Below are 25,590 nucleotides of genomic sequence, written 5' to 3'. Positions count from 1 at the left end.
TGGAGTACTAGGTGCCCCCGCCGGGCCCTTGTGACGGCCAGTCGGGTGCGGGGTCCTCGGCGAGCAGCGGCCGGAGGGCGCCGAGGACCGCGCCGACACAGACGTCGCGCAGCTGGGTGCGGGTACAGGTCGCCTGGGTGAGCCAGTCGACGCAGAGGACCTGGACGAAAACCAGCCAGCTCTTCAGGACGCCAGAGACGGCCTCGCGGGCGCTCTCGTCCGCGAGCGGGAGTACGGCCAGCAGCCGCGCACGGAGCGCGTCCAGCTCGTTCGTCATGATCGTCTGGATCACCGGGTCGCCCGCGAGGACCCGGTTCGCGGCGAGGACGGCGTTGCGGTTCGCCACGAAGTAGTCGAGATGGACGTCCATGCCCTGGATGAGCTGCTCGACCAGGGAATCGGCGGGGTCGAGCCGCGTCTCGGCAAGCAGCTGGTCCGCCGCCTGCTGGTAGACGGCCGCGAAGAGGGCGTGCTTGCTGGGGAAGTGACGGTAGAGCAGGGCCCGCGAGACACCGGCCTCTTCTGCGACCTCCTCCATCAGCACATCGGCGTAGGGGCGTGCGGCGAAGAGCCCTGCGCCGACGGCGAGGAGTTGGGTGCGGCGGCCGGCGGGAGTGAGTCGCTTTCGGGGAGGCACGCACGAAGTTTAGTTGACATGGGTCTACTAGCGCATCCACTGTAGTAGACGCATGTCAACTAAGCTCCGCCAGGACGACTTGGAGGGACTATGGCCAGGGTTCTTCGCGTACTCACGCAGGTGATGGGCTGGACCTGCGTGGCGATCGGCCTGCTCCACGTGGCACTCGGCAACGCGGCGATCCCCGGCGCCCGTTCCGCCGGCACGACCGTCGACAGCTGGGGCCGGTTCATGGGGGCCAGCTTCGTCGGCTACGGGCTGGCCTGGCTCTGGGCCGCGCGGCAGCGTCCGATCCCGGCTCGGGCGGTGCGGTGGCTGGCCGGCGTCTTCCTGCTGGGCGGCGCGGGCCGGCTGCTCTCGCTCGCCGTGCACGGCTGGCCGCAGTGGTTCCAGATCGCGCTGGCGGTGATCGAGCTCAGCCTGCCGCCGCTCTTCTTCTGGCTGGCCGGCGCGGAGGAGCAGGCCCCGCACACCGACGTCGAGTCCGTGCCCGCCGGGCGATGAACGCGCCTGAGCTCGTCCAGATCGAACGCCTGGGCGGGGACGTTGAGGCTGCCGGTCGTCGACAGCTGATGAGGGCGCAGTGCTTCCCAGGCGTTGATCGCCTGTCCGGGCAGGGGGCCGACCGGTTTGGTGAACGCCGTTCCGGTCTTGCGTGCCCACCTTCGACCACGTCCACAGGCTCAGCGGCTGTCCGTGGTTGCGCCGGGACTCCGCGGCTTGCCGCGCACCTGTCGGCGTACCGGGTCCAGGTCGGCGACGGGGATCAAGCCCTGTATCGGGAGCCTGGCGCCATGCCTGCTGCGCGCGGGCCTCGTCGCCTACGAGGATCTGGCGGGCGACGTCGTTGGCGAGGGTGCCCCCAGGCCCAGGAGGTGGGCGACCACGCGGACGTTCTCGAACTTCCCGCCGGCCTTCGGCTCGTCATAGCGGTGGACGGGCACTCGGCGGCCCTCAAGGGATCGTGCGCGCTCGATCATCTGGCGGCCCTTGATGCTGGTCTCCTGCTCGGTGCGGAGCGTCTCAGTGATGCCGGAGGCGGGGCGCAGCGTGAGCAGGCCAAAGGGTGCCAGGCCTTGCGTGCCGGGCGGTGCCCGGCACACTCCCGCCCGCAATGCCTCTAGCAGTGCCTCCACTCCTGCCTCTATGGTGGGTCTATGCCGAAAATCTCCGTGGACCTCAGCCCTGAAGAACTGGAACGTCTGAACGACTACGCCAAGACCAAGGGTGTTTCCACCCGCTCCCTTGCGCACAAGGTGCTCGTGGCCGAGGTGGACCGGGCCGCGTTCCTGGACGCTGCCCGCAGCGCCTACTCCGTAGCGCTGGCCGCCGTCGAGGACGCTCCGGAAGGCCTTCGGTGAGCCCGATCGTCTACGTGGATCCAGGATGGCTGCTCACGATCCAGTCCGAGGCTGCACCTCCCAACGTGGACATCAGCGATTGGGGGGCCCTGCACTGGACGGGCACCGCCCACCGCTACGAGCAGATCGCGGGCTCTCCGTACTACGAGGAGCCGGAGGTACGTGCGGCGACGTTTTTGTACCTCGCGCTCACGCTGAAACCGTTCGCCGACTACAACCTGGTCATCGGCTGGTCGGCCGCCCAGGCATACATGCAGCTCTCCGGCCGGCCGGTCGCCCCGGAGTCCAAGGCTCTGTGGGCCCTGGCCGGGGAGATCCGCGCCGGGGAGGCAGGACTGAGGGACACCGCGGCGGCCATCCGTTCGTGGCGCACCGGCTCCCAAGCCTGACCGGTTCCGGTGCACACCGCCGGGACCGTGTCATGTCGGCTACCGGCTAACCCTCGGTTTCTGCCGCAGCAGCGCCAGCACCGCATCCGCGTCGCCCGGATCCAGGTTCCGCAGCGGCCTCGGCCTCCGGTCGTCCCCGCGCCTGCGGGGTTAGCTCCCTCGCCGCGGGAGGGCCGACGGCTGCACGGACCTGCCCTTGACAGGCGGATGGACGGCTGAGCCGATGCTCCATCATCCCGGGCCTTGCTACCGCGCAGAGTTCGGCACGAAGGCGCGTACCGCCCCGCGCCCTCCTCCGGGTCTTATTTCAGCAAGCCACCCACCTGTCCGTCGCGCTGCCGCCGACGGGTTCATCCGACATGCGCCGGCTGGGAACCGCTGTCCTCATCCGCCGGGAGCAGCCCAGTGCCGGGTGGGGTCGGGCGGAGCGGCTATAGCTTGCCCCGGCCGGGTATCTGCCGCCGCTTGGCCTTCCGTTCGTCGATGATCAGCTGAACGCGCACGCCGAGACCGTGGCAGCCACCAACGTTCTACGGCGGCGGCCGGGGCTGGTCCGTCGCAACGCCAACCCGGCATAGCGAGAAGCCCCTGGCTTCAGCCGGGGGAGGAGTCACGACAGGCGGATGTGGAGGACGGTGAGGACGGCCGGTCACAGTGGCAGCCGACTGCTGTCGCCGCTGCTCACGGCCTGGTCGGCGACGACGCCGATGAGCACCGGCACCAGAGTTTCGCTCCGGTTGCTGTGTACACCCTTGACGGAGCCTGTGTGGACTGCGACGGTATGGCCCGGCATTCGCACAGAATCCAAAACTTTCCACCCTTACCCATCATGCGTCTTTGTCATCCCCTTCGGCTGTTCTCACACCTGACGCGGGGTCACCCAAGCCTGTCCGCGAGCCTGAGTGCCCATCGGGTAGCCCCCATCCGAAAGAAGGACAACGTGCGCCTCCACATGCCCCGCACGCTCCACATGGCCCGCACACTCCGGACACGCCGCGCATTCCACCCCGAGTACGTCCCGGCCCGCACCGGCAGCCGCCGTAACCCCGCCCGCAGACGCACCGGTACCGCGGTCGGCACCGTCCTGGCCCTGCTCGTCGCTTCAGCCGCCTGGGTCCTGGGCACCGCACCACAGGCCGGCGCGCTGCCCAACGGGCTGGCCCTGACCCCGCCGATGGGCTGGAACAGCTGGAACAAGTTCGGATGCAACGTCACCGAGCAGAAGGTCGAATCCGTCGCCGACTACCTGGTCTCCTCCGGGCTGGCCGCGGCCGGCTACACCTACGTCGACATCGACGACTGCTGGATGGCCGGCAGCCGCGACTCCGCCGGCCGTCTCGTGCCGGACCCCGTCAAGTTCCCGGACGGCATCAGCGGCACCGCTGCGTACGTGCACGGCAAGGGCCTGAAGCTGGGCATCTACGAGAGCGCGGGCACGAAGACCTGCGCCGGCTACCCCGGCAGCCTCGGCCATGAGCAGACCGACGCGAACAGCTTCGCCTCCTGGGGCGTGGACCTGCTCAAGTACGACAACTGCAACGACGACGGGACCTCGGCCCAGCGGCGCGACACCACCATGCGCGACGCCCTGGCCGGCAGCGGCCGCGCCATCGTGTTCAGCCTGTGCGAGTGGGGCGTGGACAACGTGTGGACGTGGGGCGCGGGCGTGGGCAACATGTGGCGTACCACCGGCGACATCAACGACAGCTACGGCTCCCTGCTGTCGATCTTCCACGCCAACGTCAAGCTGGCGCAGTACGCCGGCCCCGGTGGCTGGAATGATCCCGACATGCTCGAGGTCGGCAACGGCGGCATGTCGTTCACCGAGGACCGCAGCGAGTTCAGTCTCTGGGCCGAGATGGCGGCCCCGCTGATCACGGGCAACGACCTGCCCAACTCCACTGCCGCCACAGCGTCCGTCCTCGGGGACCGGGACGTCGTCGCGGTCGACCAGGACGCGCTCGGCAGGCAGGGGGTGCAGGTGTCCTCCGCCGGAGGCCTGAACGTACTGGCCAAGCCACTGGCCGGCGGCGACGTGTCGGTGGCGCTGTTCAACGAGAACTCCGGCGCGGCCACCATCTCCACGACCGCGTCCGCGGTCGGCCTGCCCGCCTCGCCCGCCGGCTACAGCCTGGACAACCTGTGGTCGCATGTGAAGACCACCACCAGCGGTGCGATCTCGGCCACCGTGCCCGGCCACGGCACGGTCCTGCTCCGGGTGTCCACCGGCTCGGCCACCAGCACCGGCACCACGCACGCCCTCGTCGGCGCCTCCTCCGGCCGCTGCCTCGACGCGTTCGACAACCAGACCGCGCCCGGCACGAAGATCGAGATCTGGGACTGCAACGGCGGCGCCAACCAGAAGGCCACCCTGACCGCGGCCGGCGAACTGCGGCTGTACGGAGGCACGCAGTGCCTGGATGCCACCGGCGCCGCGACCACCGCGGGCACCAAGGTCGAACTGTGGACCTGCGGCAGCGGCACGAACCAGCAGTGGCGCCTGAACGCCGACGGCACGATCACCGGCGTCCAGTCCGGCCTGTGCCTCGACGTCACCGGCGGCGACCAACCGGCCGGCAACGTCAACGGCACGCAGCTGGAGCTGTGGAACTGCAACGGGGGCGCCAACCAGCAGTGGCGCCTGAGCTGAACGAACCGGGGCACACCGCGAGTGCCTTCGCGCCGTTTCTGCCCACCGGCCGGCCCCGCACCGACCGGGGCCGGTCGGACAGACCGTCCGGCGCGCCCCGGATCCGATGCCCACGAACACGATCCGGGCCGCCGGGCCGCGACCGGCCCGTCACGCAGTCAGGGAAGCGCCAGTACGGGGAGTGTCCTGAACCAGGCTCCGGCCCGTAGCGAAGCTCCCCCTTTGACCTGGACAGCTTGATACCGGGACGGAAGGTTTCCGGAGGAAGCAGTCACCGAGAACGAGGCACGATTCCTGGACCGCTCGCGGAACGCGGTCGTGGACGGTCGACGTACGCGTCAGCCGGCCCGAAGACCGACCGCCAGCGTCAGTTCAAGGACCCGGTGTGGCGATGTGAGATCCGGAAACAGCTCCCGCAGCTGCGACATCCGGTACCGGACCGTCTGGGGATGGACGAACAACACCGCCGCCACCTCGTCCCGCCTGCCCTGGTGCAGCAGCCACGCCCGCAACGTCTCCTCCAGCCGCCGTGCGGTCGCGACAGGCAAGGTCCGCAACGGTGCGAGGGCTCGGGCACGCAGGTCTGCGAACGCGTCCGTGTCGGCGCTCAGCACCAGCTCGGGCAGGTGGTCCTCGGTGTCGCGAATATCGGAGGAGAGGGAGCGCGCGCGGGCGGCTCGTGCGTACGAGGCGGACGCACGAGTCCATGGCCGGGCCGGGCCGACCACGGCGGTGCGGTCGGTCAGCTGCCGCAAGAGATGTGACCGGTCGGCATCGGGGACGAGCAGCACACCGGTGGCGTCCGGCAGATCGTCCAGGACGAGGGTGCTCGGGTCGAGCGCGCGGTAGGCGGGCCGGGCCTGGGCGGCGGGCAGCAGGACCGCGGTCAGTGAAACCGGAGGCTGCCACCCGGCCCGTTGGGCAGAGGCCAGCAGCACGTCCGGGCTCGCGCCGGCGAGGAGGTCGCGGGCCAGGTGTTCCAGGTGGCGCTCGTGGTCCCTGCCCCGGGCGGCCAGTTCGTCGGCGTGGCCCGCGGCGCTCGCGGCGGAGAGCTCGTCGATGTAGGCGAAGGTCAGCTCGGCGAACTTGGCGACCTCGGCGGCGGGCAGGCCCGCGGGTACGGCGCCCGCTGCCAGGCATCGCCAGGCCACGCGGGCGCCGACGCGGTAGGCGCTGAGCAGGGCGTCCATCGAACGGCCGTCGCGCACCTCGCCGCGGCCCAGCTCGTAGGCCGCGTCACCGGCGTCGCCGCCTGTGGCGTTCCCGCTCGCGAGGTCCAGGTAGTGCCCCAGGGCGGTGCGGACGGCTCGGCGGATGGTGGCGCCCATGTGGCCCGAAAGGGCGTTGGCGTAGGAAGGGACCTCGTCGATGATCGCCTGGACGACCTCGTCGGCAGTGGTCTTCAGCGCGGCCCGAAGTGCGGTGACCGTCGTCTCGTCCAGGGCCAGTTCGCTGGCCCTCTGGATTGCATGGCTCACGTTTTTGTTCCCTGCGAACAATTCCGCCGATCAGATTCACGTCCTGCGGTCAGGACTTTACGCCCTGAGACGCAGCAAGCTGGGGCCATGACGAGTACAGCCCTCCGCAGCAGGGCGTGGAAACTGCTGGAGATGGTCACGACGCCGCTGCTGCCGTCGGACTACCTCGACCTGGTCAGCCCGCTGCGTGCGGGCGCCGACCTGCGGGGGCGCATCGAGGCCGTGCACCCCGAGACGGGTGACGCCGCGACCATCGTGCTCAGGCCGGGACGGGGCTGGCGCGGCCACACAGCCGGTCAGTACGTGCGGATCGGGGTCGACGTCGACGGGGTGCGCCTGTGGCGTGCCTACTCCATCACCTCGCCGACGAACCGCGAGGACGGCCGCGTCACGATCACCGTGAAGGCGATCCCGGACGGCAAGGTCAGCAACCACCTGGTCCGCAGGGCGAAGCCGGGCACGCTGATCCAGCTCGACCAGGCGACCGGTGACTTCGTGCTGCCGCAGGCCAAGCCCGCCAAGGTGCTCTACCTGACGGCCGGCAGCGGCATCACGCCCGTGATGGGCATGCTGCGCGACACCGAGTTCGACGACGTCGTCATGGTCCACTGCGCGCCGCAGCCGCAGGACGTGATCTTCCGCGGCGAACTGCACGAGCTGGTCGCGGACAAGAAGCTGCGGCTCACCGAGGTGCACACCGACACGGACGGCCTGCTCGACATCACCCGTCTCGACGAACTCGTGCCCGACTGGGCCGAGCGCGAGACCTGGGCCTGCGGGCCCGCGGGCCTGCTCGACGCCGCCGAGGAGCACTGGAGCGAGCACGGCGTCCCAGAGCGCCTGCACACCGAACGCTTCCGCCCCGGCATCGTCGTCGCCGGCGACGGCGGCAAGGTCACGTTCAGCGCCACCGGCAAGAGTGTCGACGCGGACGGCGCCACGCCGTTGCTGGACATCGGCGAGGAGGCCGGCGTGCTCATGCCCTCCGGGTGCCGCATGGGCATCTGCTTCGGCTGCGTCACGCCGCTCAAGGCGGGCGCCGTCCGCGACCTGCGCACCGGCGAGATCACCGAGGCCGAGCCGGGCGTCCTCATCCAGACCTGCGTGTCCGCCGCGGCGGGCCCCTGCGACATCGAACGGTAGGAGCACCTTGACCGCCATCGACCCCACCGCCCACCTGACCGCGGAGCAGATCGAGGAGCTGGGCCGCGAGCTGGACGCGATCCGCGACGAGGTGATCGCCGGCCGCGGCGAGAAGGACGCCGCCTACATCCGTAAGGTCATCTCGGCGCAGCGCAAGCTCGAACTGGTCAGCAGGGGCGTGCTGCTGTTCTCGATCTTCCCGCCCGCGTGGCTGCTCGGCACCGCAGGTCTGTCCGTGGCGAAGATCATGGACAACATGGAGATCGGCCACAACATCCTGCACGGCCAGTGGGACTGGATGCGGGACCCGAAGATCCACTCCACCACCTGGGAGTGGGATCACGTCTCGCCGTCCGAGCAGTGGAAGCACTCGCACAACGAGCTGCACCACACGTACACCAACGTGATCGGCAAGGACAACGACCTCGGCTACGGCATCATGCGCGTCGACGAGGACCAGAAGTGGCACCCGTTCCACCTCGGCCAGCCGCTGTGGAACTTCATCAACGCCTGCTTCTTCGAGTACGGCATCGCAGCGTACGACCTGGAGCTCGGCAAGAACCTGCACAAGCGCCGCCGCAAGAACCCGGAGTTCCGCGAGCGGGCCAGGGCCGTGGGCCGCAAGATCCGCAAGCAGGTGCTCAAGGACTACGTGATCCACCCGCTGCTGTCGGGCCCGTCGTTCCTCCCCACACTCGCCGCCACGTTCACCGCGAACCTGGTCCGCAACGTCTGGACCCACTCGGTGATCATGTGCGGGCACTTCCCCGAGGGCGTACAGGTCTTCGAGCGCCGGTCGATCAGGGGCGAGACGCGCGGCCAGTGGTACCTGCGCCAGATGCTGGGCTCGGCGAACATCAGCGGCAGCAAGGCCATGCACTTCATGACCGGCAACCTGTCGCACCAGATCGAGCACCACCTGTTCCCGGACCTGCCGAGCAACCGGTACGCCGAGGTCGCGGTGAAGGTGCGCGCGCTGTTCGAGAAGTACGAGCTGGAGTACGTCACCGGCCCGCTGCCCAAGCAGGTGTTCTCCGCGTGGCACAAGGTCTTCCGGCTCTCGCTGCCGAACAAGAAGCCCAAGGTCGAAACGCCGGACCGCGAACAGGAGCTCGTCGCCGCCTGACTTCCGGTATCGGTTCAGATCTCCCGGCCGAACCGGCGGCACCGCCGGTTCGGTGAGATCCGTTGCGGACGGTGGGCGGCCGCGACATCAGACCGTACGACACGGGATCCGGGGCAGGCCGGGGACTCCACGAAACGGGGTGCAGCTCATCCCTCACGCCGCAAGGCGGCGGGCACACACGTGCCCGCCGCCTTGCGGGGCCCTCTCAGACCTGCACGAGCACGGTGCACCAGACCTCGTTGTTGTCGCCGATACCGCAGTCGCCGATCTCTCCGGTCCGGACCTTCGTCCAGACCCCCTTCGCCCGCCAGTGCCAGGTACCGACCCGCGAGAACCGCTCGTGGTAGCCGTGGCCGACGAAGGTGAAGGCGTCGACGTCATGGCCGGTCCCGTTGCCGCCCCGCGTTCCGTTGCCGAACGACTCCTGCTTGCACTTGGCGTGCTTGAACTCGCTGCCGGTGCCGCCGCCCCAGTTCCACACGTCGCAGTAGTGGGGGCCCTCGCCGAGACTCATCGTGTAGTGCATCGTCTCGCCGGTCCTGTTCTTCACCGCGCCGCACAGGGAGCCCCTGCAGCCTTCCGCGGAGGCGGTCGTCGCCCCCGCGACAACTACTGCGGACGCCATGAAGGCGGCGGCAACGACAGTGACAGCTGTCCGGTTCGCTCGGGAAATCATCGTGCGCATGAATGGTCCGTTCTCTTGTTGCGCCGGCTCGGCCGCGCCTCGCCCGACCTCTGGCAGGGCGGGTGCCAGGTTGTCCCTGGAAGCCCTGCGTGAGCCGGTGTCGGCGTTCCCCGCGGCCGCGGCGCTTGCCGTGGTCCGCCCGAAGGCATGTAGGTTGAGGATCAACGGTGAACCTTGCGAAAACCTTGTGACGGCTGTCCTGCGACCGCCCCGGAACCAATGACGGAGGGCCGTTCGGAAGACCGGCTCCCGCTCGGGCGGACCAAGTCCCCGCCGCAGGACGGCCATTCCATCGCCCATCCCACCTGAGGCACGATGAACCTGCGCCTGCTCGGACCTGTGGAACTGCACGTCGCGGGGCACGTGGTCGACGTCGGGCAGCCACGTCGTCGAGCGGTCCTCGCAGCGCTGGCGGCCGACACCGGCCGGCCGGTCCCCGTGAGCACGTTGGTGGAACGGGTCTGGGGCACCGCCGCGCCCGACGGCGCGCGGTCGGTCCTCTATTCGCACATCAGCCGTCTGCGGCGGCTCTTTGACGGTGCGTCACCCACGGCGGGCGCGGGCGAGGCGCAGGCGCCCCGGACACCGCTGTGCATCCGGCGATCCTCCGGCGGATACATTCTGGAGGCGGACGAGCACACCGTCGACCTGCTCCGTTTCCGCTCGCTCGTCCTGCAGGGCCGCGAGCCGCACCTGTCCGGCGCCCGCCGCGCACACATCCTGCAGGAGGCGCTGCGCCTGTGGCGCGGTGCGCCGTTGGCGGGGCTGGCAGGGGAGTGGGCGGAGCGCACACGGACCGCCTGGACACAGGAACGCCTGCAGGCGGCGCTCGCCTGGGCCCACGCCCTGCCGCGACAGGAAAGGCACAAGGAAGTACCCGCTGTCCTGCAGCCCTTGCTGGCGGAGCACCCGCTGTGCGAGCCGCTCGCCGTGGCGCTGATCCAGAGCCTGGCCACCGCCGGAAGAACCGCCGAAGCAGTGGACACCTACACAGGGATCCGCCGGCAGCTCTCCCTCGAACTCGGCGTGGCCCCGCGCCGTGAACTGCAGGCGGCCTACGAGGAGATGCTGCGCCGCACCGGACGGCAGGAGCCGCCGGGCGTGGGATCCGACCCGGCCGCTGTCCGTACGCGCGCCCCGGTCCCCGCCCCGGTCCCCGCCCAACTCCCGATGAACGTGAGCCACTTCAACGGGAGAGAGGAGCAACTGGCCGAACTCACACGGCGCCTGATCTCCGCAGACGGCACGGACGAGGAGCAATGCGCGGCGGCAGCGGTCGTCTCCGCCGTCTCCGGCATCGCGGGCGTCGGCAAGACCGCACTGGCCGTGCGCTGGGCACACCGCATGCGGGAGGAATTCCCCGATGGACAGCTCTACGTCGATCTCCGCGGCTACGATCCGGACGAACCGGTCTCCGCCGCACAGGCCCTCGCCGGGTTCCTCACCGCCCTGGGAGTACCCGCCCAGGAGATACCGCCGCGGCTCAACGACCGGGCGGCGCGCTACCGCACAGCGGTCGACGGACGCCGGCTGCTCATCCTCCTCGACAACGCCGCCTCCGCCGCGCACGTACGCCCGTTGCTGCCCGGAAGCCAGACATGCAAAGTCGTGGTCACCAGCCGGGACTCGCTGTCCTCCCTGGTGTCGCTGCACGGCGCGCACCGAGTGCTCCTCGACGTCCTGTCCCCGCACGAGGCGCACACCCTGCTGCGTGACCTGATCGGGGCACGCGTCGACACCGACCACGCCTCTGCCGCAGCCCTGGCCGAACAATGCGGGCGCCTGCCCCTGGCCCTGCGGGTGGCAGCCGAACTGGCCCTGTCACGTCCCCAGGACCCGCTGGCCCACCTGACGGAGGAACTGCGCGACCACCGGCGGCGCCTGGACCTGCTCGACTCCGGCGACGGAGATCCCCGGGCCGCCGTCCGGGCCGTCTTCTCCTGGTCCTACGACCGCCTCCCCGAGCACGAGGCACGCCTGTTCAGGCTCCTTGGCCTGCACCCGGGACCCGATACGGACGTCCACGCGGCCGCCGCCCTGGCCGGCGACACCGTGGAACGCACGCGACGGTCCCTGGACGCCCTGTCCCGCGCGCACCTGGTGCACCGGATCGCACCCGACCGCCATGGCATGCACGACCTGCTCCGCGCCTACGCCGCGGAACTCGCGAGCCGGCACGACGGGCCGGCGGAGCGCGACGCCGCACTGAACCGCCTGCTGGACCACTGCCTGGCGGCGTCGGCAGCGGCCATGAACGTGCTGTATCCCGCCGAACGGCACCTGCGTCCCGCCGTCGACATACCCGGCACCGGTCTGCCGCCCCTGCGTACGGCCGACGAGTGCCGCGCGTGGCTGCGCACCGCGCAGCCCACACTGGTGGCACTGTGCTCCCGGACCGAGGAGCCCGGGCCGTCCCGGCACACCGTACGGATCGCCACCACACTCCACCGCCACTACGAACGTTCGGGGCACTTCGCCGACGCGCTGACCCTTCACACGCACGCCCTGCGGGCGGCCCGCGAGGCGGGAGACACCCGTGGCCAGGTCGACGTCCTTGCCTGTGTCGGCGCGGTCCACCGCCGGCTCGGAGACTACGAGAGCGCCCACCGGCACCACATGGATGCGCTGGCACTGTGCCGCAGCGCCGGGTATCCGGCGGGAGAGGCGCGGCACCTCACCAACGTGGGCGTACTGCACGAGCTGCAGGGCCGGTACCGCGAGGCCGCCGAGCACCACGAGAGAGCGGTCGGCCTGTTCCGCACGGCCGGCGACGCCCACGGCGAAGCCGACGTACTGAACAACCTCGGCATCGTCCAGGAGCTGCTCGAGGACTACCAGGCCGCGGTCGAGCGATACCGGCAGGCGCTGGCGCTGTACCGGCGGACGGACCACGCGTTCGGAGAGGCCAGCACCCTCGGGAACATGGGGATCGTCCTGGCGCGACTGGGCGACCACTCGGCCGCGGCCGAGCGCTTCGAGCGGGCCCTCGCCCTCTTCCGGCGGCTCGGACACACCGGCGGAGAAGCCCACGCGCTGTCCAACCTGGGGGACGCGCGCTGCCATCAGGGCCGGTACAAGGAAGCCGCCGAGCACCAGCACCAGGCCCTGGCCCACTTCCGCCGGACGAAAGAACCCTACGGAGAGGCGGGCGCGCTCAACGGCCTGGGCGAGGCCCTGCACGGCACCGGACAGCACACCGAAGGCCTCGAAGCCCACGCGGCAGCGCTGGAAGTGGCCCGTGGAATCGGAGAACAGGAAGAACAGGCCCGCGCCCACATCGGTACGGCCCTCATCCGGCGGGACACCGGAGAGCGGACGCAGGCCATCGACCACCTTCACCAGGCGCTGTCCCTGTACACCGCGCTGGGCTCCCCCCGCGCGGAGGAGACGCGCAGGACCCTCCTCTCCACGCGCCGGGAGCACGGCCAGGGTGTGTCTCCTCACCCGGGCGAGGCTCGACCCGGGCTTGGTCCGCTGTGACGGACATCCGAGACCAGGGGTTGCGCCCCGCAAGGACGTCGGCCGGGCGGCGGGGCGGGAAGGCCGGCTGCCGAACACCCGCCACTACCTCGTAACGGGTCAACAAGCACGCGAAGCTCCTGGCGGTACGGGTGGTCTTGGTCGAGAACCCGTCCACCAGGAGCTTCGCCGCTTCGCTGAACCGTCCAACTGCGCCGAGGCCCGATAGTTGTCACCGGCGGAGCCGAACAGGTCGGCAGAAGGGCCGGGCCGAAGCAGCCTGGTTGTCACCCGGAAGGCAGGCTGCTTGTCACAGACGCTGGGTGCCTTTCGGTCCCTCACCTCGTGGTCCGCCGGCGGCTCGGGCCCGACGGCCGTACCGGCATGGCGTGACGGCGCCGGTCACAACGACGCGCATGCGCCGTCTCCCCGGGGCGGCGCGAACCGGAAGCGCGTCACCAGGGCACCTCTCCCTCGTCGTCGAAGAAGCGGCCCGTCGGCCCGTCGGCCGATACGGTGGCCAGCCGGATCGCGGCGGCTGCGCCCTGCTGGGGGGTGCGCACTCCCCGGAAGCCGTTGAGGTCGGTCGCCGTGAAACCGGGGCAGACGGCGTTGATCAGGATGTGGGTGTCGGCCAGTTCCTTGGCGTACTGCACGGTGACGGCGTTGAGGAACGTCTTCGACGGAGCGTAGGCGACGGAGATGGGGCCCGTCTCGGCGCCGGGCGTGGTCTGGAGCGTGAGGGAGCCGACGCTGCTGGAGACGTTCACGATCCGCGGCGACGGCGAGCGGCGCAGCAGAGGGAGCAGGGCGTTGGTGACGCGGATGACGCCGATCACGTTGGTCTCCACGGCCGCCCGTACCCGGTTCACGTCGACCGTGGTGGGCTCCTGCGGTCCGCCGCCGGTGATCCCCGCATTGTTGACGAGCGCGTCGAGCCGCCCGGCACGCTCCTCCAGCAGCCGAGCCGCCGCCGTCACGCCGGCGTCGTCGGTCACATCCAGCGGCACGCCGAACGCGTCGGCTCCGGCCGCGCGCAGCTTGTCCACAGCGGCCTCGCGCCGCTCCTCGTTCCGCGCGCCGATTCCGACGGACCAGCCGAGGGCGCCGAGCCCGGCGGCGATCTCGTACCCGATGCCCTTGTTGGCCCCGGTCACCAGCGCGACCTTGTGGTGGTTCACGGTGTTCGTCTCACTCATGACATCGATACTTCTCCCCGCCGGGCAGGGCGTCCAAGACCGACTGGGTGGACGGCGATACCGCCCGGGTATCGCTCCTGGCCGTCCCGGTTAGGCTGGCGGGGTGGAGACACGTGAGCTGCGGTACTTCGTCGCGGTCGCCGAAGAGCTGCACTTCGGCCGGGCCGCGCGGCGGCTCGGGATCGCCCAGCCCCCGCTGTCGCGGGCGATCGGCGGGCTCGAACGGCGCCTGGGTGCCCTCCTGCTGGAGCGCGGCAGCCGGGGTGTCGCCCTGACCGGGGCAGGGGCGGTGCTGCTGCGGGAGGCGCGGGCGGCGCTGGACGCCGTCGAGGCCGCCGAACGGCGCACCCGCCGGGCCGCCCTCGCGGCGACCGGCCGCCCCGCCGTGGTCCTGGCCGCGAAGGCGGGCGCCTCCGGTGAACTGCTGGCGAAACTCCTCGACGCCTACGCCGCCGAGCCCGGCGCCGTCGCCGTGGACGTCGTGCTGTGCGGGCCGGGCGAGCAGGCACGGGTGCTGCACGACGGCCGGGCCGACGTAGCCCTGCTGCATCGGCCGTTCGACGACACGGCCGGCTTCGACACCGAGGACCTGCACTGCGAGGGTCAGGTCGCGATCCTCCCGGCGGGCCACCCTCTCAGCGCCCGCCCCCACGTGCGGCTCGCCGAGGTCACCGACCTTCCCGACCTGCCCCTGCCCCGCTGGCCTCGCCCTGACGGCACCTTCCCGGACGGCCCCGGACCGCAGGTGCGCGACCACACGCAACTCACCCAGCTCATCGCCCTCGGCCGCGCCTGCGCGGTCGTGCCGGAGTCGGGCCGCACCGGACTGCGCGAGGACCTCACCGCCGTACCGGTCCCCGACGCCCCCCACGTCACCACGGTCATCGCCTGGCCCCCGCACAGCCGCTCAACGGCGGTCGCGGGGCTGGTCCGCGCCGCCACTGCCCTGTGACCGACGGCGGTGAACGCCGGGACACCGTGCTGGATTTCGGGGACGGCGTCCGGTCTGCCAAGACCGTCACCTGACCTGCGCCGCGGCGGGAGCAGTCCTGGACCGGCTGTTCCCGCCGCAGCCGGTTCAGGACTTGGCGGGCCAGAACTGCACGAGGTAGCGCTCCACACCGTGGCCGGTGCCCTCGCCCTCCGACAGGGCTGCGGCCTCGGCCCGGCCCGCACAGTGGACACGGACGTGCCACGAACCGCCGGAATCCGCCAGCGTGATCAGGTCGTCCATCCGGCCCGTGTGCATGGACCACACGGCTACCTGACCACTGATGGACTCGAATTCGGCTTCGGCGGTCTCGTCCCAGTCGGCCCGGTCCTGCCGGGGTGGCGGCCCGTCCCACACCTCGACGCCGACCGCGGCGGTGTGGGTATGACCACCGCTGGTGATGTCCAGGCGCCCCGGGTGAGTGCTGAGGAACGCATGCCGGTCGAAGTCGTCCGGGAAGGGAAGCGGCAGGTCCGCGTCGTCGGACTCCTGCAGCCCGAAGGCGTGAAAGCCCACGTACGCATTCACGTCCTGCTGCCGCACAAGCTCTGCCATGAGCTCCCCTTCGATGTGGCAGACGACTGGTCCTTGCCCTGATCGTAAGTCGGCCTGACTGTGCGTTCGATGCCCCTTGGAGGATGCACGCGCCGCCGCGGCCGTGCTCGCCGGCGGTTGCGGATGACAGAGGTGAGGTAGCGAAGCTGATCCACGGCGAGCTCTGGGCGGGGAAGAGATTCCCCGCCGCGGAGGTGAACGAACGACACGGCCGTCCCAGGCTGGGGACTCTTGAGTTCGGAGTGATCGGGGATGACGGTCTCCCGCCACGGCAGCCGATGACCGTGTTGCGGGAATGCGCCGAGCACGGCCTTGCGCAGGGGACCGTGAGAAGCGGCATGGCCCGTCGACGTCCCCCGAATGACGGGCCACGCCCGTCCTGCCGCGGCGGTACACCCCAGCTCTCTCAACTCCGGGAGATGCCTGAGCCGCCTGCGGTCGAAAGGTCCGAGCGGGCCGGCCGGCATTGAAGTGATCGATGTTGGCCCGCTCCGTCTCGGCGTCCAGGACGACAGCGGATCCAGCGCATGCCGAGTTCGCCGAATCCGACGTCGGCCCCGACTCCCGTTAGGGCGTCGTTGGCCAGGACGAAGGCGGGCGGGGCATCGGCGTGCGAGGTGAACCGCTGGCACTCCCTCGAAACCCGCCGACGTCACTCCGAAGCCAAAGAGAAGCCGCTGGCTTCCCCGGAGGGTGCGGCTCGCTGATGCTTCGGGGAACTGCACTGGACACAGGAGGGTTTGACAAAATGTCAGCAAATTGTTACAATAAGTATTGACATTTTCGCCTGCTGAGCTATGGCCATGGTGACGGGTTCGACTCCGTGGTGGACGTTCTTGGTGTTGTTGCTCCTGGCTCTCCTGGCAGCCCATGCGGCCTGGGAGCTGTTCAGGACTGTTCTGGATGCATGCGAAGCGGCTCCTCTGGAGCCACGACAAGTTGAGGAAGATGCGGACGGGTCGTCGTTCGTACGGGAGGCGGGACCCGCAGTGGGTTCCGAGGGAGGAGGTCACATGACAGTAAGTAACAAGAAGAAGTGGGGCATTGTTGCCCTGCGTTTTGCTGGGACGTCGGTCGAGTGGTTCCACCTGGCCGCAGCTGAACAGGCGAAGATGTCGTAGGGGCGCACCGCATACGGTGCGCCCCCTCGCGCTATACCCAATCGAGTTCGAGCGTGGGGGCGGGTCGCCGCCTGGGGGCATGGTGGGTCGCATGTCTTGGCCCCTGAGTGCTTCCATGCCGCGCAGTCGCCCTTGCGCGGGGGAATCCCCCAGGGCCTTCAACTCGCCTGCAGGCCCTGGGGGAGGTGGTCAAAGCCGCGCTCTTCTGTCGGAGATTCGGGCCTCACATGCTGTCAGGGCTGCCCTGATGACGGTGGCACGGTTTTCGTGTTCAGCCTGGGCTGCCTGCTGTTCGGCCGGGCTGGGACGGAGGATGCCGCGCGACTCCCGGTGCCGGTACATCATCTCGGCGAAGCGGGAGGTGTCGGTCTCCATATCATCGAGTTGTTCGCGCAGGTACTCCCAAAGCTCGCCGTCGGGCCAGTCGAGCGTGTTGCACGGGATGCCTATACGGTGCATCTTCGCGTCCCGCGGGCACAGGACCCGGTTCATCGACTGCTCCTTGACGCGGTCGAAGGCCTCCGCAAGGTCACCGCCGTTCACCGCAAGACGCGCTGTGAAGGCTTCGCGGAGCTCAGCCTGCCGTTCGGGTGCGAGTTTGCCGAAGCTGCGGATCCTTGCGAGGGTCCGCTCGGCCATCTCCCCACGCTGATCGGGTGTGTAGTCGCCGAGGCTGCCCATGGCCTGGACCTGGCGGGCGCGCCGGGTGAGGATCTGCTCGCGGCTGTGTTCGACGGCAGGCGGGGCGACCACCTCGATGCCCGGCACCTCGACGGCCTCGCGCCACTCCAACGTCGTCTGGGCGGCTGTCTCTCGCCCCTGCCAGTGCTGATGCCACCGAGGAGCCCCGTTGGCATTTCCCTGCTGCCACCACAGGTCCGGCCACTGCGGCTGGCGACCGGCGGCCGGCCGGAAACGCTGCGGCGCGGCGAAGGCCCGGTCGGCTGCCGGTGTCGGCACGGTGCCGACGTAACGGAGGGTTGCGGGGGCGTTGTTGAGGAACTGGTGGAGGAGCGCTGCAGTGCAGCGGGAGTCGACCGCAGCACTGTGCGCGGCCTTGCCCAGGCGCCGGCGCAGCATGAGCGTGGTGAGAGTGGGCAACCTGACCCGGGTGTCCATGAGCTGACTGAGCGCGGTGACCTGGGTGCACAGGGCGGGCATGGCGGGGACGGTGATTCCGGCACGCCGGAACTCGGCCGTGAGGAACGCCCCGTCGAACACGAGGTTGTGGGTCACCACGATCGCATCGTCGAGCAAGTGCAGCAGATCGGGGGCGATCTGCCCGAATGTTGGGGCGTCGGCGACGTCCCGGGGGTAGATGCGGTGGATCTGGCTCGCCTCGGCCGGAATCGGCAGGCTTTCGGGATTCACCAGCGTGGAGGCAGTGCCCAGCATGCTGCCGTCGCCGGTCATGCGGGTGACCGCGACCTCCACGATGCGGTCGCTGCCCGCGTCGAGCCCGGTGGTCTCCACGTCCACGACCGCGAAATGCACGTCGTCGACGCTGGCGCCCGACGGGTCCCTGGTGAGAAAGCCCAGGTTGAACACACTGTCCCCCCAACTTGATCAATATTGTGAAGGAATCATGGAGGCTGCTCCCGGTGAAGGCAACTGCGGCATGAAAGTTGTCCCAGCAGCCCTCGGTGCAGAACGGCGGGGTCATGGTGACGGGCCCGTGAGGCTGGTCGGCGGGGCTACGCCGAGGCGTCGTCCACAAAGTCGTCGGCGAACGCGAGCCCGGAGTCACGGGCCCCGCGAGGAACGCCTGGCTACCACCTCGCGAGCGTGCTACTTGGCGAAGGCCGCCAACTGGCGTTTTCAGCCACACGCATTGAGCCTGAGTGCTTCACCCGGCAGGTGAGCCGTCGACTTGCCGGCGCTGAGCGCTTGAGCTGGCGGGCAGGGGCGGGCTGGCTTCTTACCCGCGGGGGCGGGGCAACAGCAAGGCGTATCCATCGCCTTCCACCACATCGCTCGCGTTGTCTCCGGCACGAGCGCCTGAGGCGGCCGCTGGAACTGATGGCGAGGCGGGTCAGAGGAAAAGCAGGTGCCGACTCATGGGCCGTGCGGGCAGCATGCCCGCATGTCTACCGAAGTCAGCGGGATGGTCGAGTGCCGACCAGGTGCCCGCCTCTGGGGCCCTGACGACGAGGACTCCGTGTGGCACGCCGCCATCGACCTCTTCCTGCTCAACAACGGCAACGCCTATGACGCCCTCGCCTGCGTCTTCGGTATCCGGAACTCCTTTGGCTTCCGCCCTCTGGCCGAAGGTCGCGGCTTTCCGGGCGACGCGTCCGAGAGTCTGCAGACCGAATACGCCGCGTGCGGCGGACCTCCTGACGTCCACGGCACGACATGGATCACCTGGGCCGAGCTTGCCTCCACCGACTGGCAGGAAACAGATATTTCCGGCACACGAAGCCGAGAATTGGTCGCCGGAGACGAAACTGCCTGGGGACCGGTCTGGAACGTGATGCGGACACTCAGCGAACTCCACGGAGCGGACCATGTGCGACTTGTCGCCTGGTTCCACTGACCTCGACTCCGCGGCGAAGCGCCGCTTGTCCGATGGGACGCGGCCTTGATCGAACGCGACATCATGCTCAACGAACTTGCCCAGGGGCTCCGTCCGATGTCACAGGGCATCACATGGTTCGACGCACTCCGCCCGCAGGAGCAGTCCGAGGCGCTGCTGTTCCTGCGCCACCACTGTCTCCAGGCACGCGCCGTCGCCGAAGACGGACCGGAGAACATCCTGCGTGCCGGGCTGCGCCCGACGCACACGCCCGCGGTACTGATCACACGCGGTCGGATCGACCATCAACTGGGGAAGATCGCCTCTCTCGCTCCCCGCGACGAACGCCGAAAGGCGTTCCGGCTGCTGGTCGCGGTACTCGCAATCGCCGACGGACGACGTCGCGAGCGCTTCTGCTCCGAACGTCACAACGACCAGAAATCCTGCAATGATCACTAGATCAACAGCTTCAGCGCCCGCTCCTGGGCTGTGGGCGTGATGTCGGCAAGGCCCAAGCGCTCGGTCGGTGAACTCCCTTGCGAACCTGCCCGGTTGCATCTGCACTACGGTCACGGGCATCCGCGATGCCGGGCGCTCCCGTCCAGCGGTCCGGCCTGTGTGCCGGGCGATCGCGCAGGGGCGGACTCGCGCGGGGTGTGTACTCACGGCAGGCTCGTGCTCCGTGTCACGCCTGCCGATATGGCCCGAGCCTGAATTCGCCAGGGGCTGTAAGAGATCCGGCCCGGCCGTACATCTCCCGGTTGACAGCCGTTGACGGGCTGAACATGGAGGTGCTGTGAGACGACGACGAACAACCGCCGGGGAGTACGGTGACCCGGCCGGACACCGGGCCCTGGAGGCTCTCTATACGGCTCATGCTGATCGGGTCCTGGCGTATCTGCTGCACCGTACGGACCGGGAGACAGCACAGGACATCCTGTCGGAGACCTTCGTGCTGGCCTGGCGCAAGTCCGGGTCCGTACCCGACGATGCCCTGCCGTGGCTGCTCGCCTCGGCCCGGCGGCTGCTCGCCAACCGCGTGCGGTCCGACCAGCGGCACCGTGCGCTGACCGAGCGCTTGGCGGTGATGGCCGACCGGACGGGGGCCGCGGAGATCGGGGACGCGATAGGGACGCGGGCCGAGGTGGCCGCCGCGCTGTCGGCGCTTTCCGAACAGGACCGGGAGGTACTCGTGCTGAGTGCCTGGTACGGACTGACGGCCAAGCAGGCGGCCGTGGTCATGGGCTGCACGGCCACTGCCTTCGCTGTGCGCCTGCACCGGGCACGCAAAAGGTTCAGGGCGGCGCTGCCCCGTGCGGGCCATGCACAGCCGGTCCATGGCGCTCTTGCCCAGGCCCACTTCACCCAACGGGAGTCAGCATGAAGCAGACCGTCACCAGGCGCAGCCAGGCGTCCGACCTCGACGCCGTCCGCGCCCTGCGCCCCACCGGCGACGGCACCGACGGCTGGGCGGCGTCCGAAGACGGCCAGGCCGTCCTGCGGGAGGTCCTGCGACGTACCGAGCAGCCGCGTGGCACGGCCGGTTCCGGGCGGCGCAGGCACCTGTTCATGGTGGGTGCGGTCACGGCCGTCCTCCTCGGGGGCGCCACCACGGCTGCCGTGGCCACATTCGGGCCATGGGGCGTGGACGGGCGCAATGTCATGTGTGCTCGCACGCTGTCGCCCGAGGCGGACCTGAGCCAGCTGCCGCTCAAAGCCATGAAGGATTTCGATCCGCAGGACGCGGCGCGTTCCTGCGCGGCGGCCTGGGACCGGATGTGGAACCGGCCCCCACAGGGCACAGTGCCACACACTCCCAAGCCGGCCCGGTTCGCGGCCTGCTATTTCCCCAACGCCCAGCCCGACAGCGGCGAGTCCTCCGCCACCGACGGCCATGGGGAACTCGGCGGGCCGGTGGTCTACCCGGCGGACGGCTACCCCACAAAGGAGGCAGCCTGCGCAGCCATCGGCTCCAGGCCCGTGGCAGGCGGTTGAGACCGACGGTTTACGCCAGTTGACATGTAAGGGCGATCCGGGGTGCTCCGGGTGGCGGAGCCCGCGAGCCATCGCTCGACCAGGTTCAGCCAGGATGAGCCGGCCGGCGTGAAGTGCAGGTGGAACAGCTGGTCGCGGGCCGGGATGCTGTCTTGCGGCGAGGCTTGTGAAGTGCCGTTTAAAAGTCGTGGCTCACAGCTTTTCGTCCGGTCAGCGGGCGATCGAGATGGCGAAGGGCGCGAATCCGCTGGACCGGATCACGTGAGGCACGAACAGGACTGCGGCCTCGACGGCCTGCGCGGTCTCGATCCCGCCGAGGTCCGTGATCCACTCCCGGTGCCAGCCGAGGTCTTCGAGAAGCCCGTGGACGGCCTGCTTGGCCCCCGGGTCCTCACCGGAGAGGAAGGCGGTGGGCGGCTGGACGAGCGCGGCAGGCGCTGTCATCACCGTGTAGAGCATGGTGTTGAGCGTCTTGACGACGCGCGTGCCGGGGAGCGCAGCTTGGAGTTGCTCCCCGAGGCTTGAGCCGGGGTAGAGCAGGTTGGCGGGCAGTCCGTCCGGTCCGTCGACGGTGGCGTTGGAGACGTCCACGAGGATCTTGCCGTCCAGCTCCTCGCGCAGAGCGAGGAGCCGTTCCAGCGAGCCGGCGCCCGGCGTGGCGTTGATGACGATCTGCCCTGTCCGGGCAGCGTCGGCGGCGGCGCCGGGCGTGCGGTCCGCCACGGTCACCTCATGCCCGGCCCGGGTCAGGGCTGCGGACAGGCTGCCGCCGACGCGGCCGTTTCCGAGTACGGCGATCATGGTCATGCTGATCTGGTCCTTCCGGTGCTTGTTGTTCTTGGAGGTCGTCAGCGCGAGAGCGTGGCGACGGCGTCGGCGTGAACACCGGGCGAGGCGGCCAGCAAGCTCTCGCTCTGCGGCGTCCAGGGGCGGCCCTCGGCGTCGGAGATGCGTCCGCCGGCCTCGGCTACGAGCAGTGCGCCGGGCAGCAGGTCCGCCCGGGCCCCGGCGAACTGCCAGAAGACGTCGATCCGGCCGGCGGCCACGTTCAGCAGATGCAGGGTCGCGGGCACGGACGTCCGCACCACGAGCGCGTCCAGCAGCATCGCGGTGATCGAGGAGCCGATGCGCCGCACGATCGCTTCGTCCTCGTCCGGCCTGGCCTGACTCGTGGCCACGAGGCTCAGCCCGAGGTCCGTGGCCTCGGAAACGCGCAGCGGCCGGCCGTCGAGGTAGGCGCCGCCGCCCGCGAGCGCGGTGTAGGTCTCGCCGGTCAACGGCAGGTGGACCGCGGTGAGCACCGCCCGGTTGTCGCGCACGAGTGTGGCGGTCACCGCCCACTCCGGCAGGCCGTGCAGGTGGTTGACATTGCCTTCAGCAGGATCCACGACCCACCACTCGCCGGACGGCAGTGCCCCGCCTTCGAGCTCTTCCTCCACCCAGCCGGCCCCCGGGCGCAGAAGCGCGAGGCGTGGGCGCAGGACATCGAGGGCCGCCTCGTCGTTGGCGGCGAGCGCGCGCATCAGCTCTTCGCGCGTCCGGTGGCGGACCACGCCGCCGAACCGCTCCCGCAGCACCGAGCCCGCCGCACCTACGGCGATCGCGGTCTGCGCGAGCAGTTCGGCGTCGGACACGGAACCGGTGGCCGCGGCACTTCCGGTGCTCTGGATCGATTCGGGCATGGCGGTACTCCCATCTCAGCAGGGGATGAAGCCGAGGGCGCGAAACGATCGATCTCTGCGCCCGCACCTCGAAGGTATGACCAGCAAGCATTAACCTCAAGTGCATGTAAAGCACGGCTAGAGTGACTCGCATGCAATTGGATTTGAACCTGCTCGCCGCTCTCGACGCGCTCCTGGAGGAAGGAAGCGTGACCGGCGCGGCCGAACGCCTGCACGTGACCGCCCCGGCGATGAGCCGAAGCCTCGGCCGGATCCGGAGAACGACGGGCGATCAGATCCTGGTGCGCACCGGACGCACCATGACCCCGACGCCGTACGCGATCGCCGTCCGGGAACAGGTCCACGACCTGCTCCAGCAGGTCCAGAGCGTGCTGGCGCCAAGCCGTGAACTCGATCTCACGACACTCGAGCGCACCTTCACGCTCCGCTGGCACGACTCCCTCGTCGCCCTCGGCGGCCCCACGCTCCTCGCGGAAGTGCGCAGGCAGGCACCAGGCGTACGGTTGCGCTTCATCGCGGAATCGAGCATCGACACCCCCGAACTGCGGCGCGGCGAAATCGACCTCGAGGCGAACGCGAACCGCCCGGCCCAGCCCGAAATCAGCGCCGACCAGGTGGCCGAAACCCGCCAGGTCATCGTCATGCGGCAAGGGCACCCGCTCGCCCGTGCCGAAGCCGTCACCGCCGCGCGGTACGCCGAGGCCGAGCACATCACCATCTCGCGGCGCGGAAGGTTCGACAACGCTCTCGACGAGGCCCTGGCACGGCTTGGCCTCACCCGACGTGTGGTGGCGACCGCGCCCACCGAACGAGCCGGATTCGAGTTCGTGCGCGAGTCCGACCTCCTTGTCACGGCCCCCGAATCCACGACACTCTCAGCCGCCGCGGATCTCGGTCTGGCCCTCCTCCCACTGCCGTTCGAACTGCCCCCGGCCCCGGTGTACCTGTCGTGGCATCAGCGCTACGACACCGACCCCGCACATGTGTGGCTACGCGACCTGGCGCGGACCGCGCTGACGGGTCCGGGGAGAGGCCGGGATCAGGCAACGCACTGAGTTCCGGCCGAGGGGCAGCGTCAGGACCTGGTCGCCTTCCTGAACCGGGATCTGCTGCTCGGAGCGTGCCGGCTGGCCGCGTGAACCTGACCGACCTGCACCGCCGGCTCCTTGCCGATGTACTCGTGATCGGCACCCCGTACCCCTTGGTGATCACAGGCGTTACGCCGTCCAGGCCCACGGCGGCTCGGGTGGAGACCGAAGCGGGGGAGCGGGTCCCACGCCACACGCCGACGCCGCGCTCCGCGCATGTCAGGCGGCCCGCACCCCACGTACCGCCGCCGAGGTCCACGCTCCGTGCGTCGGCCCCGATCACCCACGGCCCGGCCGCGCCTTCGGGCGGTACGGGACAGCCCACGGCCGTGAGAGGTTCCTGGCCCGGGGCGGGCCGGCCGGCGTCGATGGCCGCCTGCCACACGGGCGCGGCGACAGCCACCGGCGGCCGACGGGCCGCCGGACCCAGCACGAGCCGGATTCGTCGCCGCGCGCGCGGTGGAAGTCCTGCGGGACAGCGGCCCATGAGCCCGGACCGGTCCGGCCGGCTGCCCAAGCCCAGCCCCGGCGAGGTCCTTGTGCGCCTCGCGCATCTCCCGACCGCGTTCCCGGAGCCCCTGGCCGACCCGCGGTTCACCGCCGCCCGGCCCGGCTTCGGACACCGCTTCGCCTGCGAGTGCGGCAAGGGCCTGGTCGGTGTGAAGTCGACGGGGCGCTCGCCGCTCTTCCGCAACCTCATTCAGACCCGGACGCCAGGAATGGGGCGACCTACGCGGGAACGTGGGACCGTGGCAGCAGTCGTGCCCCGTCGACATCCCCCGAGCGACGGGCTGTGACTGCCTGCCAACACGGTTCCTCGGACCGCCTGCCGGACCGCGCGGGACGGGCGTCCATACCCGGCGCTCAACGCTCCCCGATGAAGCAGGCCTCTGCTCTTCGTTCAGAACCCTCAACGATCCGCTGCGCCCCGGATGGCTGACTGCCGCCGCGTGACGGGCCACGTTATTAGCATGAATATATGACTATTTGCGCTGAATGAGAAATTAATTGGCATTTCTTAAGAAGCGGATTTCTAGGGCGATTTGGTCATGACCGGGGGTGAGGATCAGTACGTGTCCGGCCGAATGGTCCGGGCAGTGCCGGGGCGTCAGCCCCGGTTCGTACGGAAAGGTCTGAACATGATCAACGGGTTGAAGAGGGCCGCGGCCCTGGGGGCGGCGACGGTGGCCCTGGCTGCGGGCGCGGTCGTCGGTACGGTCGGTACCGCGTCGGCCGCCCCGCAGGACCACCGGCCGTCGGCGGGGTCGCAGGATCACCGGCCCTCGGCGGGGTCGCACCACTGCGAGAGGGCGGCGGGCCACTGGGCACGGCAGTGGCGCCCGGCGTTCCGGGACCGGCACCACCACTGGCACCCCGGCCAGTGGATCCGCGTCTGGCGCCCCGCCCACCAGGAGTGCCACCACTCACCCCGTCGCTGACGCCGGCATCCGCCCGTGAGGGCGGCCGGCGGTTCACACCGGAACCGGCCCCGGCGCGCCCCTTTGCAGGCGCGCCG

At 70.0% G+C, this 25,590-nt stretch carries 23 protein-coding genes; 14 read left to right on the top strand and 9 right to left on the bottom strand.

Annotated elements, in window-relative coordinates:
• Positions 1 to 7 precede the first annotated feature (7 nt).
• Positions 8 to 637 (bottom strand): TetR/AcrR family transcriptional regulator, encoded by a 630-nt coding sequence (locus ACIQRL_RS32500; RefSeq protein WP_401338295.1) that lies wholly within the window; start codon positions 635 to 637, stop codon positions 8 to 10.
• A 90-nt stretch (positions 638 to 727) separates the two neighbouring features.
• On the opposite strand from ACIQRL_RS32500, the gene ACIQRL_RS32495 reads away from it, so the two are divergent.
• On the top strand, positions 728 to 1,141 hold the full coding sequence (locus tag ACIQRL_RS32495; protein ID WP_401338293.1) for a DUF4345 domain-containing protein: 414 nt from the start codon (positions 728 to 730) through the stop codon (positions 1,139 to 1,141).
• A gap of 317 nt (positions 1,142 to 1,458) precedes the next feature.
• On the opposite strand, the gene ACIQRL_RS32490 is transcribed toward ACIQRL_RS32495, so the two are convergent.
• Positions 1,459 to 1,773, bottom strand: coding sequence for a hypothetical protein (locus tag ACIQRL_RS32490; RefSeq protein ID WP_401338291.1), 315 nt, complete (start codon positions 1,771 to 1,773; stop codon positions 1,459 to 1,461).
• 21 nt (positions 1,774 to 1,794) lie between these two features.
• Between ACIQRL_RS32490 and ACIQRL_RS32485 the strand changes: the two genes are divergently transcribed.
• The 3 genes from ACIQRL_RS32485 to ACIQRL_RS32475 all read left to right on the top strand — a co-directional run bounded on the left by ACIQRL_RS32485 (position 1,795) and on the right by ACIQRL_RS32475 (position 5,037).
• Positions 1,795 to 1,998, top strand: a complete 204-nt coding sequence (locus ACIQRL_RS32485; protein ID WP_401338289.1) for a hypothetical protein — start codon at positions 1,795 to 1,797, stop codon at positions 1,996 to 1,998.
• The gene (locus ACIQRL_RS32480) at positions 1,995 to 2,387 is read left to right on the top strand and encodes a hypothetical protein (protein WP_401338287.1); all 393 of its coding nucleotides are present in this window, start codon (positions 1,995 to 1,997) and stop codon (positions 2,385 to 2,387) included. The genes ACIQRL_RS32485 and ACIQRL_RS32480 overlap by 4 nt, the downstream gene beginning before the upstream one ends.
• Positions 2,388 to 3,357: 970 nt before the next feature.
• Complete coding sequence (locus ACIQRL_RS32475; RefSeq protein ID WP_401338285.1) at positions 3,358 to 5,037, top strand: glycoside hydrolase family 27 protein; 1,680 nt, start codon at positions 3,358 to 3,360, stop codon at positions 5,035 to 5,037.
• Positions 5,038 to 5,375: 338 nt separating this feature from the next.
• Here ACIQRL_RS32475 and ACIQRL_RS32470 read toward each other — a convergent pair whose 3' ends face one another.
• A complete protein-coding gene (locus ACIQRL_RS32470; protein ID WP_401338283.1) occupies positions 5,376 to 6,515 on the bottom strand; it encodes a helix-turn-helix domain-containing protein in 1,140 nt (379 codons plus the stop codon).
• Positions 6,516 to 6,602: 87 nt separating this feature from the next.
• Here ACIQRL_RS32470 and ACIQRL_RS32465 point away from each other — a divergent pair, with 87 nt between their 5' ends.
• Complete coding sequence (locus ACIQRL_RS32465) at positions 6,603 to 7,658, top strand: ferredoxin reductase (protein WP_401338280.1); 1,056 nt, start codon at positions 6,603 to 6,605, stop codon at positions 7,656 to 7,658.
• A gap of 7 nt (positions 7,659 to 7,665) precedes the next feature.
• A complete protein-coding gene (locus ACIQRL_RS32460) occupies positions 7,666 to 8,784 on the top strand; it encodes a fatty acid desaturase family protein (RefSeq protein WP_401338278.1) in 1,119 nt (372 codons plus the stop codon).
• A 205-nt stretch (positions 8,785 to 8,989) separates the two neighbouring features.
• On the opposite strand, the gene ACIQRL_RS32455 is transcribed toward ACIQRL_RS32460, so the two are convergent.
• Positions 8,990 to 9,409, bottom strand: coding sequence for a hypothetical protein (locus ACIQRL_RS32455; protein WP_401338276.1), 420 nt, complete (start codon positions 9,407 to 9,409; stop codon positions 8,990 to 8,992).
• A 375-nt stretch (positions 9,410 to 9,784) separates the two neighbouring features.
• Here ACIQRL_RS32455 and ACIQRL_RS32450 point away from each other — a divergent pair, with 375 nt between their 5' ends.
• Positions 9,785 to 12,949, top strand: a complete 3,165-nt coding sequence (locus ACIQRL_RS32450) for an AfsR/SARP family transcriptional regulator (RefSeq protein ID WP_401338274.1) — start codon at positions 9,785 to 9,787, stop codon at positions 12,947 to 12,949.
• Between the two features lie 434 nt (positions 12,950 to 13,383).
• Here ACIQRL_RS32450 and ACIQRL_RS32445 read toward each other — a convergent pair whose 3' ends face one another.
• A complete protein-coding gene (locus ACIQRL_RS32445; protein WP_401338272.1) occupies positions 13,384 to 14,127 on the bottom strand; it encodes an SDR family oxidoreductase in 744 nt (247 codons plus the stop codon).
• Positions 14,128 to 14,230: 103 nt separating this feature from the next.
• Between ACIQRL_RS32445 and ACIQRL_RS32440 the strand changes: the two genes are divergently transcribed.
• Entirely contained in the window at positions 14,231 to 15,079 is an 849-nt protein-coding gene (locus ACIQRL_RS32440) for a LysR family transcriptional regulator (protein WP_401338270.1), read from the top strand.
• Positions 15,080 to 15,205: 126 nt separating this feature from the next.
• On the opposite strand, the gene ACIQRL_RS32435 is transcribed toward ACIQRL_RS32440, so the two are convergent.
• The gene (locus ACIQRL_RS32435) at positions 15,206 to 15,673 is read right to left on the bottom strand and encodes a hypothetical protein (protein WP_401338267.1); all 468 of its coding nucleotides are present in this window, start codon (positions 15,671 to 15,673) and stop codon (positions 15,206 to 15,208) included.
• A gap of 1,310 nt (positions 15,674 to 16,983) precedes the next feature.
• Complete coding sequence (locus tag ACIQRL_RS32430) at positions 16,984 to 18,342, bottom strand: exonuclease domain-containing protein (RefSeq protein WP_401338264.1); 1,359 nt, start codon at positions 18,340 to 18,342, stop codon at positions 16,984 to 16,986.
• A gap of 535 nt (positions 18,343 to 18,877) precedes the next feature.
• Here ACIQRL_RS32430 and ACIQRL_RS32425 point away from each other — a divergent pair.
• The 4 genes from ACIQRL_RS32425 (at position 18,878) to ACIQRL_RS32410 (ending at position 21,304) form a co-directional block, all read left to right on the top strand.
• A complete protein-coding gene (locus ACIQRL_RS32425) occupies positions 18,878 to 19,330 on the top strand; it encodes a hypothetical protein (RefSeq protein ID WP_401338262.1) in 453 nt (150 codons plus the stop codon).
• Positions 19,331 to 19,375: 45 nt separating this feature from the next.
• Entirely contained in the window at positions 19,376 to 19,768 is a 393-nt protein-coding gene (locus tag ACIQRL_RS32420) for a DUF5958 family protein (RefSeq protein WP_401338259.1), read from the top strand.
• A gap of 337 nt (positions 19,769 to 20,105) precedes the next feature.
• Positions 20,106 to 20,693 carry an RNA polymerase sigma factor gene (locus ACIQRL_RS32415; RefSeq protein ID WP_401338257.1) on the top strand — a complete coding sequence of 196 codons (588 nt, stop codon included), beginning with the start codon at positions 20,106 to 20,108 and terminating at the stop codon, positions 20,691 to 20,693.
• Complete coding sequence (locus ACIQRL_RS32410) at positions 20,690 to 21,304, top strand: hypothetical protein (protein ID WP_401338254.1); 615 nt, start codon at positions 20,690 to 20,692, stop codon at positions 21,302 to 21,304. Before ACIQRL_RS32415 ends, ACIQRL_RS32410 begins: the two co-directional genes overlap by 4 nt.
• 210 nt (positions 21,305 to 21,514) lie before the next feature.
• On the opposite strand, the gene ACIQRL_RS32405 is transcribed toward ACIQRL_RS32410, so the two are convergent.
• Positions 21,515 to 22,111 (bottom strand): NADPH-dependent F420 reductase, encoded by a 597-nt coding sequence (locus tag ACIQRL_RS32405; protein WP_401338252.1) that lies wholly within the window; start codon positions 22,109 to 22,111, stop codon positions 21,515 to 21,517.
• A 41-nt stretch (positions 22,112 to 22,152) separates the two neighbouring features.
• Positions 22,153 to 22,986 (bottom strand): inositol monophosphatase family protein, encoded by an 834-nt coding sequence (locus ACIQRL_RS32400; protein ID WP_401338250.1) that lies wholly within the window; start codon positions 22,984 to 22,986, stop codon positions 22,153 to 22,155.
• Between the two features lie 131 nt (positions 22,987 to 23,117).
• On the opposite strand from ACIQRL_RS32400, the gene ACIQRL_RS32395 reads away from it, so the two are divergent.
• Together ACIQRL_RS32395 and ACIQRL_RS32390 are read left to right on the top strand one after the other, a co-directional pair.
• Positions 23,118 to 24,041 (top strand): LysR family transcriptional regulator, encoded by a 924-nt coding sequence (locus ACIQRL_RS32395; protein ID WP_401338248.1) that lies wholly within the window; start codon positions 23,118 to 23,120, stop codon positions 24,039 to 24,041.
• A 1,172-nt stretch (positions 24,042 to 25,213) separates the two neighbouring features.
• On the top strand, positions 25,214 to 25,513 hold the full coding sequence (locus tag ACIQRL_RS32390) for a hypothetical protein (protein ID WP_401338246.1): 300 nt from the start codon (positions 25,214 to 25,216) through the stop codon (positions 25,511 to 25,513).
• Positions 25,514 to 25,590: the final 77 nt, after the last annotated feature.

The organism is Streptomyces sp. NPDC091209 (assembly GCF_044757755.1).
Lineage (GTDB): Bacteria > Actinomycetota > Actinomycetes > Streptomycetales > Streptomycetaceae > Streptomyces.
This window is presented reverse-complemented; position numbering and strand designations above follow the sequence as displayed.